Here is a 16,527-nt window from a genome sequence, read left to right as displayed (position 1 = left end):
AAAAGATAAGAAAAACAAATGAGGTGAAAGCATGAATTATAGTATCGTAAAACCAATTTTAATTGCATTCTTCGTCAGCGTGGTGCTGAGCCCGATGATGATTAAATATTTACAGAAGCTGAAGTTCGGCCAGTTCATCCGGGGAGAGGGACCCGAGTCCCACCTGAAGAAGTCAGGGACCCCGACGATGGGAGGCCTGATTATCCTGCTTGGAATCATTGTGGCTTCTCTGTTTTATGTGAAAGATTATCCGAACATTATACCGGTTCTCTTTGTCACCCTCGGATTCGGTTTCATCGGTTTTATCGATGATTATATCAAAGTCGTGATGAAGAGAAACCTTGGACTCAGGGCCTGGCAGAAGATGCTGGGACAGATCATTGTGACCGGAGTGTTTGCATACTATCTGATCAATCATACAGATATCGGAACCTCCATGCTGATCCCTTTTTCGCACGGAAAATATTTGGAGTTAGGAGCACTGTTTGTTCCCGCTATCTTTATCATCCTGCTGGGAACCGTCAACGGGGCCAACTTTACGGACGGACTGGACGGTCTTGCATCCAGTGTCACTGTTTTGATCGCTACCTTTTTTACGGTTGTAGCCATCGGAGCGGGTATCTCCGGAAATGATCCGGGATTGTGGCCGATCACTTGTGCCACCGTGGGGGCTTTGCTTGGATTCCTAGTGTTCAATGTTTACCCTGCGAGGGTATTCATGGGAGACACAGGTTCCCTTGCGCTGGGCGGATTCGTGGCTGCCACAGCGGTTATGCTGAGGCTTCCTCTGTTCGTGCCGCTTGTGGCCTTCATCTACATGATCGAGGTATTATCGGTTATGATCCAGGTAGTTTATTTTAAGAAAACAGGAAAAAGAGTTTTTAAGATGGCGCCGATCCATCACCATTTTGAGCTGTCCGGCTGGCCGGAGACAAAAGTTGTTGCCATATTTGCCATCGTCACAGCAATCTTATGTCTGATCGGCCTGATCGCCATTTAGATAAGGAGCAGTAAATGACATTAAAAGATAAGAAGGTTTTAGTTGCGGGAGCGGGGAAGAGCGGAATAGGTTCTGCCAACCTCCTGATCCGTTCCGGGGCATCTGTCAGTCTTTATGACGGAAATGAACACTTGAAGGCACAGGATGTCTATGACAAACTGGAAGGAAAGAAACAGATTCCGCTGATTCTCGGAAAACTCGGACCGGAAGAGGAAAAAGAATTTGATCTTTTAGTACTTAGTCCCGGAATCTCTGTCAACGCCCCGGTATCAAGGCAGTTTATGGAGTCCGGCAAGCCTGTCTGGAGTGAGATTGAACTTGCATTTCATGTTTCCAGGGGACAGATTGCGGCTATCACAGGCACGAATGGAAAAACAACGACCACAGCGCTGGTGGGAGAAATCATGAAGTGTTTTTACAGCGACGTGTATGTGGTTGGGAATATTGGAACACCGTATACGAGCGTTGCTTTGGATACAAAAGACGAAAGCGTTATTGTGGCCGAGATCAGCAGTTTTCAGCTGGAAACGATACAGGACTTCCGCCCCCAGGTTTCGGCCGTTTTAAACATTACACCGGACCATCTGGACCGACATGGTACAGTGGAAGTCTATGCAAAGACAAAGGAATCCATTGGAAAGAATCAGACCGGGGATCAGGTGATGGTGCTGAACTATGAAGACGCAGTGACCAGAAATATGGCAGAGAGGGCAAAAGCCAGGGTCGTATTTTTCAGCCTGGACCATGAACTGGAAGAAGGAGTCTATTTTAAAGACGGATCTTTCATGCTTGCAGAAAACAAAACAGTGCAGACCATATGTACAGAAGCCGATATTAACCTTCTGGGCGGGCATAATTATGAAAATATTTTAGCGGCGATTGCCGTATCCCACTATATGGGAGTTCCGTCAGAGCAGATCAGACAGGGAGTTTCTGGTTTTAAAGGAGTGGAACACCGCATAGAATATGTAGATACCATTAAAGATGTTGCATACTACAATGATTCTAAGGGAACTAACACCGATGCCGCCATCAAAGGGATCAAGGCCATGAACCGTCCGACGTTCCTGATCGGGGGAGGGTATGATAAAAAAGCAGAATATGATGACTGGATCGAGGCCTTTGACGGCAAAGTGAAGGAACTCATCCTTTTGGGCGCGACGGCAGAGAAGATCGGTAAAACAGCCGAAGCCCACGGTTTTTCCCAAATCGTATATGTAGATACTCTGGAAGAAGCAGTGGAGTATGCATCACAGCATGCAGTTTCCGGTGACGCAGTCCTTTTATCTCCGGCCTGTGCAAGCTGGGGTATGTTCCCGAACTATGAGGTACGGGGCGACCGCTTTAAGGAGTATGTAAAAAAATTAAAGGAGCGCTAAGATTTGAAAGAAAGCAGAGTCAGTGAAAAATACATGCCAAAGCGACGTTATCTCGATTATCCGATGCTTTTTATCGTGATGTTTCTCGTTGGATTCGGCCTGATTATGATCTTTAGTACAAGTTCATATAAGAGTACGCTGAACTTCGGGAATCCATATCACTGGCTGATCAGGCAGTGTTTTGCAGTTGGAGTAGGAGCGGTCTTTATGGCAGCACTCACATGGTTTGACTACAGGATTCTCAACGCAAAGGTCATTGCCTATGGCTGCTACGGCCTCAGCGTAGCACTTTTGATCATCGTACTATTTATCGGTGCCGCTAAAAAAGGAGCTGTGCGCTGGATTTCCATCGGAGGATTCCAGTTCCAGCCTTCCGAAGTCGCAAAAATTTTCCTTGTGATCTATCTGGCATACATATTATCACAGAATGCCCATCGGATGCGTACCATGGCTGCTGCTGTGAAAGTCATCATACGATGTCTGCCGATTATCGGCCTGGTTGCCTATCAGAACCTCAGTACGGCTATCGTTCTGACAGCAATGGTAGGGGTTATGATTTTTGTGGTAAGTCCGAAAACCAAAGAACTTCTGGGGATTGCCCTTTCGGGTGTCGCCGGTTTAGTGCTTTACCTGACGTTTTCCAACAGTTACCGGAATGAACGTGTGGCGATATGGAAAAATCCAGAGACACACCCAAAAGGACTTCAGACGATGCAGGCACTGTACGCCATAGGTTCCGGAGGCCTGTTTGGGAAGGGCCTGGGCCAGAGTATGCAGAAGATGGGCTTCATACCGGAATCCCACAATGATATGATCTTTTCGATCATCTGTGAGGAGCTGGGCTTATTCGGAGCTGTCTGCCTGATCCTTCTGTTTATGCTTTTAATATGGAGAATGCTTCTGATCGCCATGAATTCGGATGATCTGTTCGGGTCCCTGATCGTGGTCGGGTTTATGATTCATATCGGAGTGCAGGTATTTATCAACATTGCAGTTGTAACAAATACGATCCCTCCGACCGGTATCCCTCTGCCGTTTATCAGTTACGGCGGAACTTCGATCCTGGTGGTTATGGCGGAGATGGGGCTGGTCTTATCGGTATCCAGGAAAATACGCATGTAGAGGAACTGATTATGGATAAAAATGAAAAGATAATTACAATCAGTCAGGCCAAAAAGCAGCAGAAGGGCCCTGGGAATAAGAAAAAAATTATCGGCTGCATTGTCGGCCTGCTGCTTATTCTCTGTATTATTTTATTTGCAGTATTCCAGACGAAAAAGATTGTCATAAAAGGGAACAGCCATTACACAGAGGGTGAGATAGAGGCCGCACTGAAGAAAAATACATACACGGGCAACGGGCTGATTCTGTTTCTGAGAAATAAGATTGCACCTGTAAAGACGCTTCCGTTCGTAGACTCTGTAACGATAACTCTTAAGGGAACTGATCGGGTGACGGTGCAGGTCAATGAAAAAAAAAGGGCCGGGTGTCTGAATTATAACGGGAAATATGTTTATTTCGACAAGGAAGGATATGCGCTGGAAATTTATGAGAAGCACTATGATGATGTGCCGTTGGTCACAGGGCTGAATTATAAAAAAATTGCACTCGGTGAAAAAATACCGGAGAAGAAGGCCAGCGTATTTGAGCAGATACTAAAAATTACCATGGCCATCGACAAGTATGAACTTCCGGTAAGCCAGATCCATTTCAATGCAGAGGGGCAAGCCCTCCTGATCAGCGGAGATTTAACGATTAATCTGTGGAACAGCCAGGAGCTGGACTTGAAACTTACAGAGCTTACGGGAATCCTTCCGAAGATGAAAGGAAGGAAGGGAACCATCTCGATGAAATATTTTACAAAGGACAATCCAATTGCGATTTTCAAGAAGAAAAAGTAGTTGAAAGTTTAACAGAAAAACTGTATCATGTAAGAAGATAACATGAAAAATAGTATGGATGAGTATAAGAAAATTTGAGATAGAGATTGAAGGAGGAGCATCGTGGTCGAGATTATGCCGAATGTAGAAAGCACACAAGCCAGAATTTTAGTCATTGGAGTCGGGGGAGCCGGCAACAATGCAGTTAACCGCATGGTTGACGAAAATATACAGGGAGTGGAACTTGTAGGAATCAACACGGACAGGCAGGCCCTGTCTTTATGCAAGTGCTCTACGAAGATCCAGATAGGAGAAAAGCTGACCAAAGGTCTCGGTGCCGGTGCAAAACCAGAGATCGGAGAGGCCGCGGTGGAAGAAAATCGAGATGAGATCACTCAGCTGGTACAGGGTGCCGATATGGTCTTTGTCACCTGCGGTATGGGCGGCGGAACAGGTACTGGAGCAGCGCCCGTGATTGCCGAGATTTCAAAGTCTCTTGGGATTCTGACCGTCGGTGTTGTCACAAAGCCCTTTACCTTTGAAGGAAAGCCCAGAATGAACAATGCTGTCGCGGGAGTGGCGCGTCTTCAGGATCAGGTAGACACGATGATCGTAATCCCGAACGACAAGCTGCTTCAGATCTGCGAGAAGAAAACAACCATTCCGGACGCCCTTAAAAAAGCTGATGAAGTGCTTCAGCAGGGTGTTCAGGGAATTACCGATATGATCTACAATCCCGGACTCATTAATGTTGACTTTGCAGATATCCAGACGGTTATGCGCGACAAGGGTATCGCACACATCGGTATGGGTGTTGCGGATGAAGAACTGGAAGCAATTAAGGCAGCCATGGAAAGCCCGCTCCTGGAGACTACGGTTTCCGGAGCTACCGATATCATCGTCAACTTCTCAGGAGATGTGGGTATGCTGGAGGCACAGCAGGCAGTAGAGTACTTGAAGGATACTGCGGGACAAGAAGTCAACGTTATCTTCGGTACTGTCAACTCTGATATGGGTGACCAGATCAGCGCAACCATCGTTGCCACGGGAATCCAGTCTGAGGCAGGAGCCAGAGGAGCAGGATTTAAGAAGAAAAGCATCACACCTCCTCCCGTTTTTTCTGGACAGCCCATTTACAGCAGCCAGCCGAAAAGTGAGCCGGCCGAAACATCAGAATCTACATATGGGAGCAAAGAACAGGAGACTGCCAGTGTAGAGGACCATGATTCAAAAATCGTGATTCCGGAGTTTTTATTAAAGAGCAGAAGAAAATAAAATATACGTGGGACAAGCCCGTATCTTGCCGTAAGGCAGGATACGGGTTTTTTTGTAGAATTAACGTAGCTGTCACTTCTCTTTTTTGACAAAGTACGTGCGCCTCTTTCTTTATAATAAGCTTATGTTTTTTTTGATGATGTTTTTGGAACAGTGGCTGGTCCTTCTGGGGCTGCTGCTTATTTTAAGAAGTTCGCTGAAATCACAGAGTTCTGTCTGGCGTATCCTGCTGGCATCAGCGGCCGGAAGCGGACTCGGGTGTCTGACGGCATGGGCGGCGGAAGGAAATCAGGCAGTCCAGCTTGGATTTCTCGCGGCAAGCATCGGAGCGACCTCTTGGCTTGCATTTCCGCTCTCTCTAAGGAAAAGTCTGATATGTTCCGGATATTTATTTGCACTCTCGGCCTTGCTGGGCGGACTGTGGAGCTTCGTTAAATACCGTTTATCCATCCATATCTGGATTTTCGGCTGTTTTGCGGCGTTTCTCCTCTTGGCTTTTTTGTACTGTGCGGTCTGGGAAAATATCAGGAGCCAGAAAGATTCTTTATACCAGGTATCATTTGAACTCCTCGGCAAGACGGTCAGAGTCACTGCTTATTTGGATACGGGGAATTTTTTATACGAACCGATAGAGAAGATCCCGGTCTCCGTCATGGAGGAACAGGCACTGGATCCATATTTAGATGAGTCATTAACCATTTTAATAGAAAAACATAAGCTAAAAGATATAAGAATGATCCCGTACAGGACGGTTGGCAGGGAAGACGGCCTGATGATGGGGATTCTTGTAGCTAATATCAGGATCAAGAATAGCAGCCAGACATGGATGGCAGAAAGAGGATTGATAGGACTGTCAGAGAGCCCGCTTTCCCGGGACGGCCACTATCAGTTATTGCTTCATCCGGATCTGGTCAGATAAGGTAATGGGAGGTTGTACAGTGCTGAAACTTAATGTGACATGCCAAAAGAGGACATTTTTAGCGAAAGGAAAAGAAATCCACTATATAGGGGGTGCAGAAATTCTGCCGGCTCCTCTGGAAGCAAAGGAAGAGGAGAAGATGATACATAAGCTCGGGACAGCGGAGGAACCGGAAGCAAGGGCAAAGTTAATTGAGAGAAATCTCCGTCTGGTAGTATATATAGCAAAGAAATTTGACAATACAGGGATCGGTGTTGAAGATTTGATCTCTATTGGAACGATCGGACTGATCAAAGCCATCAACACATTCAATCCGGCCAAAAAGATCAAGCTTGCTACATACGCTTCCAGATGCATTGAGAATGAAATCCTGATGTATTTGAGAAGAAATAATAAGACGAAGATGGAAGTGTCCATCGATGAACCACTGAACGTGGATTGGGATGGAAATGAACTTCTGCTTTCGGATATCCTCGGAACAGACGAGGATATTATTTACAGGGACCTGGAGCATGAGGTGGACAGGAAGCTTTTGCTGAATGCCATGAAAATCCTCTCTGACCGGGAGAGAAATATCATTGAGCTGAGATTCGGCATTAACCAGAAGGACGGGGAGGAGAAAACACAGAAAGAGGTTGCCGATTTAATGGGAATCTCCCAGTCTTACATATCCAGATTGGAAAAGAAGATTATTAAAAGATTAAAGAGAGAGATGTCCCGGATGGGATGTGTCTGATCAGTGTAAGAGAGAAAGCCGCATGGGAAAAATCCTGATGCGGTTTTTTCATTTCATAGGAAAGTTCTACGACCTTGTGTTACACGAATACAGATGGAAAAATTTCCTTTGTAATCGGGCTTTGAAAATGAGGGGAATAATGTTATACTACTGATAAAGTGAAAAGGAGAAGACAAGTGAGAGTAAAGGGGATAAAGAATAAACTTGCAGTATTTGTTTCAGTAATCGTATTGGCTGCTGGAATTTTTTCCGTCAGCTGTGCCTCTGTTTTTGCAGAAGAAAAAAGTGCGGAAGAAAATGATCCGGCCAACAGTTGGCGGTTCAAAGATGGAAAACCGGTAAAACAGCAGGAGCCAATAGGTCCATCCATATCAGCCAGAGGAGCCAGAGCAGTTTCAAATGCATGGAAAAATGTAAACGGAGTGTTTTTGAATTCTTTGGGAGATCCAATTCCAAATGCCACTGCAAAGGGAATTGATGTGAGCAAATGGAACGGCAAAATTGACTGGAATAAAGTCAAAGCAGACGGAATTGACTATGCGATTATAAGAGTTGGATATGGTGAAAATTTAAAGAGCCAGGACGATCCCACATGGGCATATAATTCATCTGAATGTGAGAGAATTGGGATGCCTTATGGAGTTTACATATATTCGTATGCAACTAATACGACGAAAGCAAAAAGCGAAGCAGAACATGTGATACGTCTGGTCAAGGGTAAGAAGCTTTCCTATCCGATTTATTATGATATGGAAGATGAGAAATTTCAGGGAGGATTGTCAAATCAGAAACTTGGAGAAATTGCCGATACTTTTATAAAGACACTGGGCAGTGCAGGTTATAAGAATGTCGGTGTTTATGCAAATAAATACTGGTTTACTTCACGGCTGACAAGCAGTGTATTTGATAAATATCCAAGATGGGTTGCACAGTATAATTACCGCTGTGATTATACTGGAAATTATCATATGTGGCAGAGTACAGATTCAGGAAAGGTCAGTGGAATCGGTACAAATGCAGATCTGAATTTTAAAATAGGCTCATGGAACGTCAATGCACTGCAAACGGCGGCTGTCTCCTCGGTGAAGCTGAATAAGACAAGCCTGAAGCTCATAAACGGTTCTTCCTATACATTGAAGAAATCAATCGCGCCATCCAATGCTTCCAATAAAACTGTGACATGGACCAGTTCCAATAAAAAAGTGGCAGCTGTCTCTTCCGCGGGAAAAATTACTGCAAAGGGCGTGGGGAAAGCAACGATCACAGCGAAGACATCCAACGGGAAAAAAGCAGTCTGCAAAGTTACTGTCCGGCCCAAGACAAACAAGATTATAAAGCTAAAAAAATCCGGAAAGAAAAGTATTAAGATTACCTGGTCTAAGGTCAGCGGGACTACAAAATATCAGATTTATATGTCAAAAAAGAAATCTTCCGGTTACAAGAGGATTAAAACCACATCGGCTAAAACATTCAGTTTTACTAAAAAAGGGCTGAAGAGAGGCAGACGTTACTATTTTAAAATACGTTCATATAAAACAGTTGGAAAAACGAAGTATTACAGCAGTTACAGTCCAATAAAATCAGTAAAAAGATAGGAATATGAAGCAATAAAAAAGATCCTGAGCAGGCAATGTCATTAAGTTAAGATGATGTATTAAGATTCCTATATCAGAAATGGTATAGGAGTCTTTTTGTTTTGTAAAAAATGGTTGACATAATGATTCGAATGTGTGGCCGCTTTCACTGCTTATTCTATAAAGATGTAGCGAAAGCGGCCCTTGTAATTAAGAAATATCTTGATTGCAAGGAGGAATATATTATGTCAGATTATAATGAAGATATCCGTAGATTATAACTACAAATATCTTCATTTTTTTAATCATTATAAAATTAACTTAATGACATTGCCCTATGGGATCTTTTTTTAAGCATTTATTCGAAAGTGACGGTATTATCGAGTCTTTGATAGGTGTAGTTTTTTGGTTTATACTGATAGATAATTATAAGGCTGTCTGGACTTATATATAAATACTGTATCTATGGTGGTGCCTTGTTCATGGCTCCATCCGGGACCCTTAGAATATTAGCTCTGTCTATGTACCCGGTCAGAGTCGGCACTAACAACGCGATCAGGATCGCCAGAATAACCAGCATGACGATTAATTCAACTAAAGTAAAGCCTCTTTTGTTTCCTTTTAAACGATTCATATAAACCCCATCCTTTGTCGTTTGTTTTTCTTAATTTATCACAGGAGAATGAAAATATATAGTCAACTGAGACAACTTGTGATATGATAATCCTACAAATGTAGGATTATTGAAAGGGGCAAATGATGAAGAAAAGTTTTTGCGGTGTTTATGGCTGTCAGTTTGATGTCGGCCACACTGCAGGTATTCGTAAATGGTAATCAGTCAGAAACTAAGCAGAAGAAGGAACAAGGAGAAGAGAACAGCTGGCGTTATAAAAACGGTATACCGATATATTCCGGACAGTCTTTCAGCAGATCTTCAAAAACATATTCAAATGCCTGGAATAAAGTCAACGGCATGTTTGTCAATGATCTGGGAAATCCGATTCCGGGAGCAGTGAAGAAGGGGATAGATGTCAGTCAATATCAGGGGACGATTGACTGGGAGAGGGTGAAAGCATCAGGTATTGATTTTGCTATTATCCGGTGTGGCTACGGAATGAATCAAACAGACCAAGACGATAATCAATGGCTGCGGAATGTATCAGAATGTGAGCGTCTGGGTATCCCCTATGGAGTTTACCTTTATTCCTATGCAAATACAGTAGAAAAGGCCAGAAGTGAGGCAGATCATGTAATTCGTCTGATTGAGGATAGAAAATTATCATATCCTGTTTATTACGATTTGGAGGAGGATTCTTTATCAAAGCTTTCAAATTCCAAATTGGCACAGATTACAGAGACTTTCACCGGAAGATTGAAGGCGAGCGGTTATAGCAATGTAGGGATATATGCAAATAAAAGTTGGTTTGAAAAGAAATTGACAGACAAGATATTTCAAAAGTATCCCAGATGGATTGCACAATATAATAGTTTATGTACTTATTCCGGAAGCTATGTTATGTGGCAGTGTACGAATAAAGGTACGGTAAATGGCATTAACGGAAATGTGGATATAAACTTCCTGATCAGCAGTATTCCGGCAAAGAGTATTAAACTGAGCAAAAAGTCTCTGTCGCTGAAGAAAGGTTCGTCCTGTATACTGAAAAGTTACATAGAACCTGAGAACTCATATCCGGCAGTTAAGTGGTCCAGTTCCAGTTCGTCTGTGGCATCCGTCAGTTCGTCAGGCAAAGTGACGGTCAAAAGGGTAGGGACAGCGGTTATCTCCGGAAGAACAGGAAACGGAAAAAAGGCTTCCTGCAAAATTACGGTGATCCCAAAGACGAATAAAATAAAGAAACTGAAAAAGAGCGGATCAAAGGGGATTAAAATAATATGGTCAAAAATTTCCGGTGTGTCCAAATATCAGATTTATATGTCCGGGAAAAAGTCCTCCGGATTTAAAAGAATTGCAACCGTATCTGCAAAAAAAGTATCTTATACAAAAGGCAAGCTAAAAAAGAAGAAAAGATATTATTTTAAAATCAGATCGTATCAGACCATAAAGAAAAAGAAAATTTACAGTAAATTTTCCAAAGTAAAATCTCTCAAACGGTGATCTAAAGATATTCCTCTTGTAAAAATGGCTGCTTTAGTGTAGATTAGCCTTACAGTCATTAAACATCAGGAGGATAAAGATATGATAATTGCATTGATCGCACATGACAAGAAAAAAGACGAGATGGTGGAATTTGCAAAGAAGTATAAAGAGACATTAGCAAAATATGACTTGGTCGCAACCGGCACAACCGGAAAACGGGTAGAGGAAGCCACAGGACTTCCGGTGAAGAAATATCTTTCAGGACCGTACGGCGGAGACCAGCAGCTGGGAGGCAGGATTGCAGAGGGAAAGATCGGACTGGTCGTTTTTTTCCGGGACCCACTGACCGCACAGCCTCATGAGCCTGACGTGTCTGCACTGCTTCGTGTCTGTGATGTGCACAAGGTACCGGCAGTCACCAATACTGCGGCTGCAGAACTGATGATTCAGATGTTTTAGCTGTCAGGACTGAGTATTTTGACTTGAAAAATGACAGATCATAGTGTATATTTATTTTGAAAGCTGTGCGACTGGCGGATAGTGGAGAAACCACGGGGAGCACGGCAGCAGAAATGCCGGCCGCCTGGGCAACTTTTATTCAGTATGCCCAGGCGGCCTCTTTTATTACATTGAAAAGGTCTGCGAACCTTTCGTATGGAATAAAAACCTCTCCGCAAAGCTGCACACAGATACAAAAGGAGGATGCAAGGCAATGAAGATGTTGTCATTAGAAAACGAGTTAAAAGGGAATTCATATCCTGGAAGAGGAATTGTGATCGGAAAATCACCAAACGGGGCCTATGCAGTGACTGCATATTTTATCATGGGAAGAAGCGGGAACAGCAGAAACCGTGTGTTTATCGAGGATGGAAAAGGCATCCGGACACAGGCTTTTGATCCATCAAAACTGAGTGACCCGAGCCTTATCATCTATGCTCCGGTTAAGGTACTTGGAAATAAGACGATAGTGACCAACGGAGACCAGACGGATACAATCTACGAACTCATGGATAAACAGCAGACATTTGAACAGGCATTGAGGACGAGAGAGTTTGAGCCGGATGCACCGAATTATACTCCGCGTATTTCAGGCATTATGCATGTGGAAAACGGAACCTACAACTATGCAATGTCTATTTTAAAGAGTAATAACGGCAATCCGGATGCATGCAACCGCTATACATTTGCCTATGAGAATCCGGTAAGCGGAGAGGGACATTTTATCCACACCTATATGCAGGACGGAGATCCGCTTCCAAGTTTTGAGGGAGAGCCTAAATTAATCGTTTTAGACGATGATATTGATGCGTTTACAAACCGTGTATGGGAAAGTCTGAATGAGGACAACAAAGTATCTCTGTTTGTGCGTTATATCGATATCAAAACAGGAGAATATGAAACAAGGATCGTGAACAAGAATCAATAGGAGGAGACCATGAAGGAATTAGAGTTAAAATACGGATGCAATCCAAACCAGAAGCCGTCAAGAATTTACATGGAAGACGGTGAACTGCCGATCAAAGTGTTAAGCGGTAAACCGGGATATATTAATTTCCTTGATGCATTAAACGGCTGGCAGCTGGTGAAGGAACTGAAAAAGGCGACCGGTCTTCCGGCGGCAGCTTCCTTTAAACACGTTTCTCCCGCTGGCGCGGCGGTAGGTCTTCCGATGACCGATGTGGAAAAGAAGATTTACTGGGTAGATGACATGGATATGGAATTTACTCCTCTTGCCAATGCGTATGCCAGGGCGAGAGGTGCCGACCGCATGTCTTCTTTTGGAGATTTCATTTCACTTTCCGATGTGTGTGATGCGGCAACGGCCAAGATTATAAAAAGAGAGGTGTCTGACGGAGTGATTGCTCCGGGATACGACGCAGACGCACTTGAAATTTTAAAAGAAAAGAAAAAGGGAAACTACAATGTGATCGAGATCGATCCGGATTATGTGCCGGCTCCGGTAGAGCGCAAAGAAGTGTTTGGTGTTACCTTTGAACAGGGCAGAAATGAACTGAACATTGATAAGGATTTCTTTAACGATATCGTGACGGAGAATAAGGAACTGCCTGATTCTGCCAAAATCGATCTGGCGATTGCAATGATTACATTAAAGTATACCCAGTCTAATTCAGTATGCTACGCAAAGGACGGACAGGCGATCGGCATCGGTGCGGGACAGCAGTCCAGAATTCACTGTACCCGTCTGGCAGGACAGAAAGCCGACAACTGGTATCTGCGCCAGGCTCCGAAAGTCATGGGACTTGAGTTCGTGGACGGCATCCGCCGTGCGGACCGTGACAATGCCATTGACCTGTATATCGGGGACGACTATATGGATGTTCTGGCCGACGGAGCATGGGAAACTATTTTTAAAGTAAAACCGGAAGTGTTCACAAGAGAAGAAAAGCGTGAATGGCTGGATCAGATGACGGGTGTGGCACTTGGATCAGATGCATTTTTCCCGTTTGGCGATAATATCGAACGGGCACACAAAAGCGGCGTTTCTTATGTGGCTGAGCCGGGTGGCTCTATCAGAGACGACCATGTCATTGCAACATGCAATAAATATAATATGGTGATGTGTTTTACGAAAATCCGTTTATTCCATCACTAAAGTATAGCAGGAAGGAGAGGAACCACAATGGTTTTTCTCCTTTCTTAAGCTTATGAATGCGTCTGGCAGTAGATGAGGATTGCTTTGGAAACAAATTTGGCGGTTCCTTCTCCGCCGGCACGGTCTATAGACTTTTTCATTCTGTCATCACAGGTTCGGAGGTCGGATCTTTGTTTATGAGACGGCCGAATTCCGCAAAGTTTGCCATAAACTTTGTATTCATGACCTTCCGGTCCTCCTCTGTATAATCCTGTGTCTTTTGTTCATCTTCGTAGAAAGCATCGGTACCGCCCCAGCTTTTTCTGGCCTCGGATTTATAGCTTTCCAGCGTTTCTTCGTTCAATGTCTGATAATTCAATGATTTCACTCCTAACATTTGAATTACAAGAGCGAAGTCGATCAGATGTTCCAGCCGGTCCTTTTTGATCCTCAAAAGCTATATCTGCTGATCTAATGCTTTTTGTCGGTCAAAATCCGAACGGTCCAGGATCTCTCTGATGTCTTTTAAAGAGAATTCAAGTTCCCGGAACAGTAAAATATTCTGAAGGCGTTCCAGTGCCCGGGTGACGTACAGCCCGTAGCCAGCCTCTGTGACACGGTCGGGACATAAAAGTCCGATCTCGTCATAATAGTCGAAAGTGCGTACACTGACACCGGTTAATCTGCTTACTTCTCTTACTGTTTTCATCCTGGTCTCCTCCTGGTAAATATAGAATAGCCTATCACGCCGCGTGAGAGTCAAGAAATAAAATAGATTACAGGAACTCTGTCATGTGTTTGCGGTACCAGAGTGGCATCATGGTTCTCTGACAGCGGGGATTTTTTCTGGCTTCTACGCCGATAGTCTCGAAAAATACTTTCCAGAGGTCTGTGTAAATATCCGAAATTTCAGAGGTCTTCAGTCGGTTTAACTCATCCTCTGAGAGGGTGGTCATATAGTAGTCCTGATCACAGGGATGGACGACGGCAGTCCATCGGTTATCGTCGATAATCATCCAGTTTTCGGAGGGCATGCGGTCCGTAAACTGGGGAGCCAGGATGGTCAGGACATCACACTTGGGTTCAATATGGGAGATAAGAACATGGTCTATTTCGGAAAAACGCAGAAATTCCCGGAACAGATGGGCTTCATTTAGGACTTTCCGGTCCAGTTCAAACAGATTCATTACAGCAGGCTCCTGCAGCATATTTACAACGGAAGGCCCATAGTGAAAACCATAGATCAGGAACCGGTAGATTATATCCAGTTTTTCTTCCTGAAAAGACATGGCAGCGCGGTATACCATCTGGTAAGCGCGAAAAGAAATCTTTTTTTGTATGGAACGGATGACACTGGCGGTCTGATTGGGATCGTGATCTACATGACGGTAATCACAGAACAGTTCGAGATTCCCTATGGGTTCGGTTTTGAGGCGGATATTTTTGTGGCCTAAGCGGGATGCCCAGGCAGTGTATATACAGGACATCATATCTTCAAAAGTATCTTTGCAGGTAAAAATTATCATATATTTTTCTCCATTAAAATCAGCCGGCTCTGAAGAGGCCTCTGGACTTATATCTGGCCGCTCAGAGACTTACAGGTGTCCTCGGCTGAGGGGCTCGATGAAAAATTCTGATCGTCAAACAGGGACAGCTGTTCATATGTCTGGGGATGGTCGATCTCCCAGGACTTTTTGTAATCCTCTCCGATCAGCTGGCGGGTGATGAAGTTCTCCTCGATTGGGATATGAAACATCATCTTTCCGTTACAGGTGATAAAGTATTTTGCCCGTTTCAGGACGACACCGATCTTTTTTAGATTTTCAAATGTCAGGGAGCGCTGTCTGCGGCTCTTGACAATACGGTAGGCGGATTTGGTCCCGATGCCGGGAACCCTTAAAAGTTCCGCGTAGCCTGCACGGTTGATCTCCACAGGGAAAAGCTCCAGATGCCGCAGTGCCCAGTCGCACTTGGGGTCCAGCATGATATTGAAGTTGGGCCTGTCAGTACTCAGCAGTTCCTCTGCGTGAAAGCCGTAAAACCTTAACAGCCAGTCGGCCTGATACAGCCGGTGTTCCCTGAGAAGCGGAGGCGCCGTATCCAGGGAGGGAAGGCGGGAATCTTCATTGAGCGGGACATAGGCTGAGAAGAAGACACGTTTCAGATCAAACTTCTGGTACAGCTGCTGGGTAACGGAAAGGAGCTGAAGGTCATTCTCTGCGGTGGCTCCGACAATCATCTGAGTGCTCTGCCCGGCGGGGACAAACGGTGCGGGCTTGTCCCCACCGGGCGGCAGGAAAGAGTTCGATGCCAGCTGTCTGTGCTCCTCGATGCGGCCGGACCGGACATCGTCGAAGATCGTGTGCTTTAAATTGCGGTTGCCGCCAAAGCGTTCCATCATAGGGTCCTTGCCGATGGACAGACGATGGTCTGCGATGCCGGAGCGGATCTGCTCCATGGGCTTTAAGATCGTTTTCTGTGTCTTGTGAGGAGCCAGATCTTTTAATCCTTCCGGCGTGGGCAGTTCCAGATTAATGCTGACGCGGTCCGCGAGATACCCGAGGGTTTCCAGCAGTTCTTCCGGCGCACCGGGGATGGCTTTCACATGGATGTAGCCGTTGAAATGATACTGGTTTCTTAACATAGACAGTGTCCGGCACATGAGCTCCATCGTATAGGAAGGGCTCTTTACCACACCGGAGCTTAAAAACAGCCCTTCGATGTAGTTGCGGCGGTAAAACTCTATGACTAAGCGGCAGACTTCCTCAGGGGTAAACGTGGTGCGCACCCGGTCGTTGGATGAGCGGTTTAAGCAGTACTTGCAGTCGTAGATACATTCATTACTCTGAAGTATCTTTAAAAGGGAGACACAGCGGCCGTCGGATGCAAAGCTGTGGCAGATGCCTGCGGCCACTCCGTTGCCCAGTTTTCCCTTTTCACCTCTGCGGTCGGCTCCGCTGGACGTGCAGGCTACGTCGTACTTGGCTGCATCTGCAAGAATTGTTAACTTCTCCTGCAATGACAGGGAAGGGCTGAAAGTTTCCATAATTCACCTCACGATATCGAATGTTTG

17 protein-coding genes and 1 riboswitch are annotated in these 16,527 nt (G+C 44.8%); of the genes, 12 read left to right on the top strand and 5 right to left on the bottom strand.

Going from position 1 to position 16,527, the window contains the following annotated elements; genetic code table 11:
• The first annotated feature begins 31 nt into the window (after window positions 1-31).
• From mraY to P8F77_RS13685, 8 genes are all read left to right on the top strand, one after another.
• A complete protein-coding gene (gene mraY / locus P8F77_RS13720) occupies window positions 32-1,000 on the top strand; it encodes a phospho-N-acetylmuramoyl-pentapeptide-transferase (protein ID WP_006565520.1) in 969 nt (322 codons plus the stop codon).
• Between the two features lie 14 nt (window positions 1,001-1,014).
• Window positions 1,015-2,379, top strand: coding sequence for a UDP-N-acetylmuramoyl-L-alanine--D-glutamate ligase (gene murD, locus P8F77_RS13715; protein WP_287517291.1), 1,365 nt, complete (start codon window positions 1,015-1,017; stop codon window positions 2,377-2,379).
• A gap of 63 nt (window positions 2,380-2,442) precedes the next feature.
• Window positions 2,443-3,501 carry a putative peptidoglycan glycosyltransferase FtsW gene (locus tag P8F77_RS13710; RefSeq protein WP_081723787.1) on the top strand — a complete coding sequence of 353 codons (1,059 nt, stop codon included), beginning with the start codon at window positions 2,443-2,445 and terminating at the stop codon, window positions 3,499-3,501.
• 11 nt (window positions 3,502-3,512) lie between these two features.
• The gene (locus tag P8F77_RS13705) at window positions 3,513-4,280 is read left to right on the top strand and encodes an FtsQ-type POTRA domain-containing protein (protein WP_270430251.1); all 768 of its coding nucleotides are present in this window, start codon (window positions 3,513-3,515) and stop codon (window positions 4,278-4,280) included.
• Window positions 4,281-4,394: 114 nt separating this feature from the next.
• On the top strand, window positions 4,395-5,534 hold the full coding sequence (gene ftsZ, locus P8F77_RS13700; RefSeq protein ID WP_024726769.1) for a cell division protein FtsZ: 1,140 nt from the start codon (window positions 4,395-4,397) through the stop codon (window positions 5,532-5,534).
• Between the two features lie 124 nt (window positions 5,535-5,658).
• Window positions 5,659-6,453, top strand: a complete 795-nt coding sequence (locus P8F77_RS13695; protein ID WP_148458680.1) for a sigma-E processing peptidase SpoIIGA — start codon at window positions 5,659-5,661, stop codon at window positions 6,451-6,453.
• 4 nt (window positions 6,454-6,457) lie between these two features.
• On the top strand, window positions 6,458-7,189 hold the full coding sequence (gene sigE / locus P8F77_RS13690; protein WP_034548912.1) for an RNA polymerase sporulation sigma factor SigE: 732 nt from the start codon (window positions 6,458-6,460) through the stop codon (window positions 7,187-7,189).
• 176 nt (window positions 7,190-7,365) lie between these two features.
• The gene (locus tag P8F77_RS13685) at window positions 7,366-8,784 is read left to right on the top strand and encodes a GH25 family lysozyme (protein ID WP_287517292.1); all 1,419 of its coding nucleotides are present in this window, start codon (window positions 7,366-7,368) and stop codon (window positions 8,782-8,784) included.
• A 442-nt stretch (window positions 8,785-9,226) separates the two neighbouring features.
• On the opposite strand, the gene P8F77_RS13680 is transcribed toward P8F77_RS13685, so the two are convergent.
• Complete coding sequence (locus P8F77_RS13680; RefSeq protein ID WP_287517293.1) at window positions 9,227-9,397, bottom strand: type II secretion system protein; 171 nt, start codon at window positions 9,395-9,397, stop codon at window positions 9,227-9,229.
• Window positions 9,398-9,547: 150 nt separating this feature from the next.
• Here P8F77_RS13680 and P8F77_RS13675 point away from each other — a divergent pair, with 150 nt between their 5' ends.
• The 4 genes from P8F77_RS13675 (at window position 9,548) to P8F77_RS13660 (ending at window position 13,475) form a co-directional block, all read left to right on the top strand.
• Entirely contained in the window at window positions 9,548-10,879 is a 1,332-nt protein-coding gene (locus tag P8F77_RS13675; RefSeq protein WP_287517294.1) for a glycoside hydrolase family 25 protein, read from the top strand.
• 81 nt (window positions 10,880-10,960) lie between these two features.
• On the top strand, window positions 10,961-11,320 hold the full coding sequence (locus tag P8F77_RS13670; protein WP_024726772.1) for a methylglyoxal synthase: 360 nt from the start codon (window positions 10,961-10,963) through the stop codon (window positions 11,318-11,320).
• A gap of 57 nt (window positions 11,321-11,377) precedes the next feature.
• A riboswitch (ZMP/ZTP riboswitch) is annotated at window positions 11,378-11,457 on the top strand.
• Window positions 11,458-11,573: 116 nt separating this feature from the next.
• Window positions 11,574-12,287 carry an IMP cyclohydrolase gene (locus tag P8F77_RS13665; protein WP_287517295.1) on the top strand — a complete coding sequence of 238 codons (714 nt, stop codon included), beginning with the start codon at window positions 11,574-11,576 and terminating at the stop codon, window positions 12,285-12,287.
• Window positions 12,288-12,296: 9 nt separating this feature from the next.
• Entirely contained in the window at window positions 12,297-13,475 is a 1,179-nt protein-coding gene (locus tag P8F77_RS13660; protein ID WP_148458678.1) for a phosphoribosylaminoimidazolecarboxamide formyltransferase, read from the top strand.
• Between the two features lie 136 nt (window positions 13,476-13,611).
• Here P8F77_RS13660 and P8F77_RS13655 read toward each other — a convergent pair whose 3' ends face one another.
• The 4 genes from P8F77_RS13655 to P8F77_RS13640 form a co-directional block, all read right to left on the bottom strand.
• A complete protein-coding gene (locus tag P8F77_RS13655; protein WP_330625541.1) occupies window positions 13,612-13,908 on the bottom strand; it encodes a TipAS antibiotic-recognition domain-containing protein in 297 nt (98 codons plus the stop codon).
• 3 nt (window positions 13,909-13,911) lie between these two features.
• Window positions 13,912-14,163, bottom strand: a complete 252-nt coding sequence (locus P8F77_RS13650) for a MerR family transcriptional regulator (RefSeq protein ID WP_330625542.1) — start codon at window positions 14,161-14,163, stop codon at window positions 13,912-13,914.
• A gap of 67 nt (window positions 14,164-14,230) precedes the next feature.
• Complete coding sequence (locus P8F77_RS13645; RefSeq protein WP_024726775.1) at window positions 14,231-14,980, bottom strand: TIGR03915 family putative DNA repair protein; 750 nt, start codon at window positions 14,978-14,980, stop codon at window positions 14,231-14,233.
• A gap of 47 nt (window positions 14,981-15,027) precedes the next feature.
• Entirely contained in the window at window positions 15,028-16,500 is a 1,473-nt protein-coding gene (locus tag P8F77_RS13640; protein WP_270430257.1) for a putative DNA modification/repair radical SAM protein, read from the bottom strand.
• Window positions 16,501-16,527: the final 27 nt, after the last annotated feature.

The organism is Anaerostipes sp. PC18, assembly GCF_039789045.1.
In the GTDB taxonomy this organism is placed as follows: domain Bacteria; phylum Bacillota; class Clostridia; order Lachnospirales; family Lachnospiraceae; genus Anaerostipes; species Anaerostipes hominis.
Note: the sequence above shows the minus strand (reverse complement) of the source record. Positions and strands in the feature narration are given on the sequence as shown.

What these genes read in the sequence shown, in the direction of transcription:
- mraY (WP_006565520.1), top strand. Translation starts at nt 32, where the DNA reads ATGAATTATAGTATCGTAAAACCAATTTTAATTGCATTCTTCGTCAGC.
- murD (WP_287517291.1), top strand. Translation starts at nt 1,015, where the DNA reads ATGACATTAAAAGATAAGAAGGTTTTAGTTGCGGGAGCGGGGAAGAGC.
- P8F77_RS13710 (WP_081723787.1), top strand. Translation starts at nt 2,443, where the DNA reads ATGCTTTTTATCGTGATGTTTCTCGTTGGATTCGGCCTGATTATGATC.
- P8F77_RS13705 (WP_270430251.1), top strand. Translation starts at nt 3,513, where the DNA reads ATGGATAAAAATGAAAAGATAATTACAATCAGTCAGGCCAAAAAGCAG.
- ftsZ (WP_024726769.1), top strand. Translation starts at nt 4,395, where the DNA reads ATGCCGAATGTAGAAAGCACACAAGCCAGAATTTTAGTCATTGGAGTC.
- P8F77_RS13695 (WP_148458680.1), top strand. Translation starts at nt 5,659, where the DNA reads ATGTTTTTTTTGATGATGTTTTTGGAACAGTGGCTGGTCCTTCTGGGG.
- sigE (WP_034548912.1), top strand. Translation starts at nt 6,458, where the DNA reads ATGGGAGGTTGTACAGTGCTGAAACTTAATGTGACATGCCAAAAGAGG.
- P8F77_RS13680 (WP_287517293.1), bottom strand. Translation starts at nt 9,397, where the DNA reads ATGAATCGTTTAAAAGGAAACAAAAGAGGCTTTACTTTAGTTGAATTA.
- P8F77_RS13675 (WP_287517294.1), top strand. Translation starts at nt 9,548, where the DNA reads ATGGCTGTCAGTTTGATGTCGGCCACACTGCAGGTATTCGTAAATGGT.
- P8F77_RS13670 (WP_024726772.1), top strand. Translation starts at nt 10,961, where the DNA reads ATGATAATTGCATTGATCGCACATGACAAGAAAAAAGACGAGATGGTG.
- P8F77_RS13665 (WP_287517295.1), top strand. Translation starts at nt 11,574, where the DNA reads ATGAAGATGTTGTCATTAGAAAACGAGTTAAAAGGGAATTCATATCCT.
- P8F77_RS13660 (WP_148458678.1), top strand. Translation starts at nt 12,297, where the DNA reads ATGAAGGAATTAGAGTTAAAATACGGATGCAATCCAAACCAGAAGCCG.
- P8F77_RS13650 (WP_330625542.1), bottom strand. Translation starts at nt 14,163, where the DNA reads ATGAAAACAGTAAGAGAAGTAAGCAGATTAACCGGTGTCAGTGTACGC.
- P8F77_RS13645 (WP_024726775.1), bottom strand. Translation starts at nt 14,980, where the DNA reads ATGATAATTTTTACCTGCAAAGATACTTTTGAAGATATGATGTCCTGT.
- P8F77_RS13640 (WP_270430257.1), bottom strand. Translation starts at nt 16,500, where the DNA reads ATGGAAACTTTCAGCCCTTCCCTGTCATTGCAGGAGAAGTTAACAATT.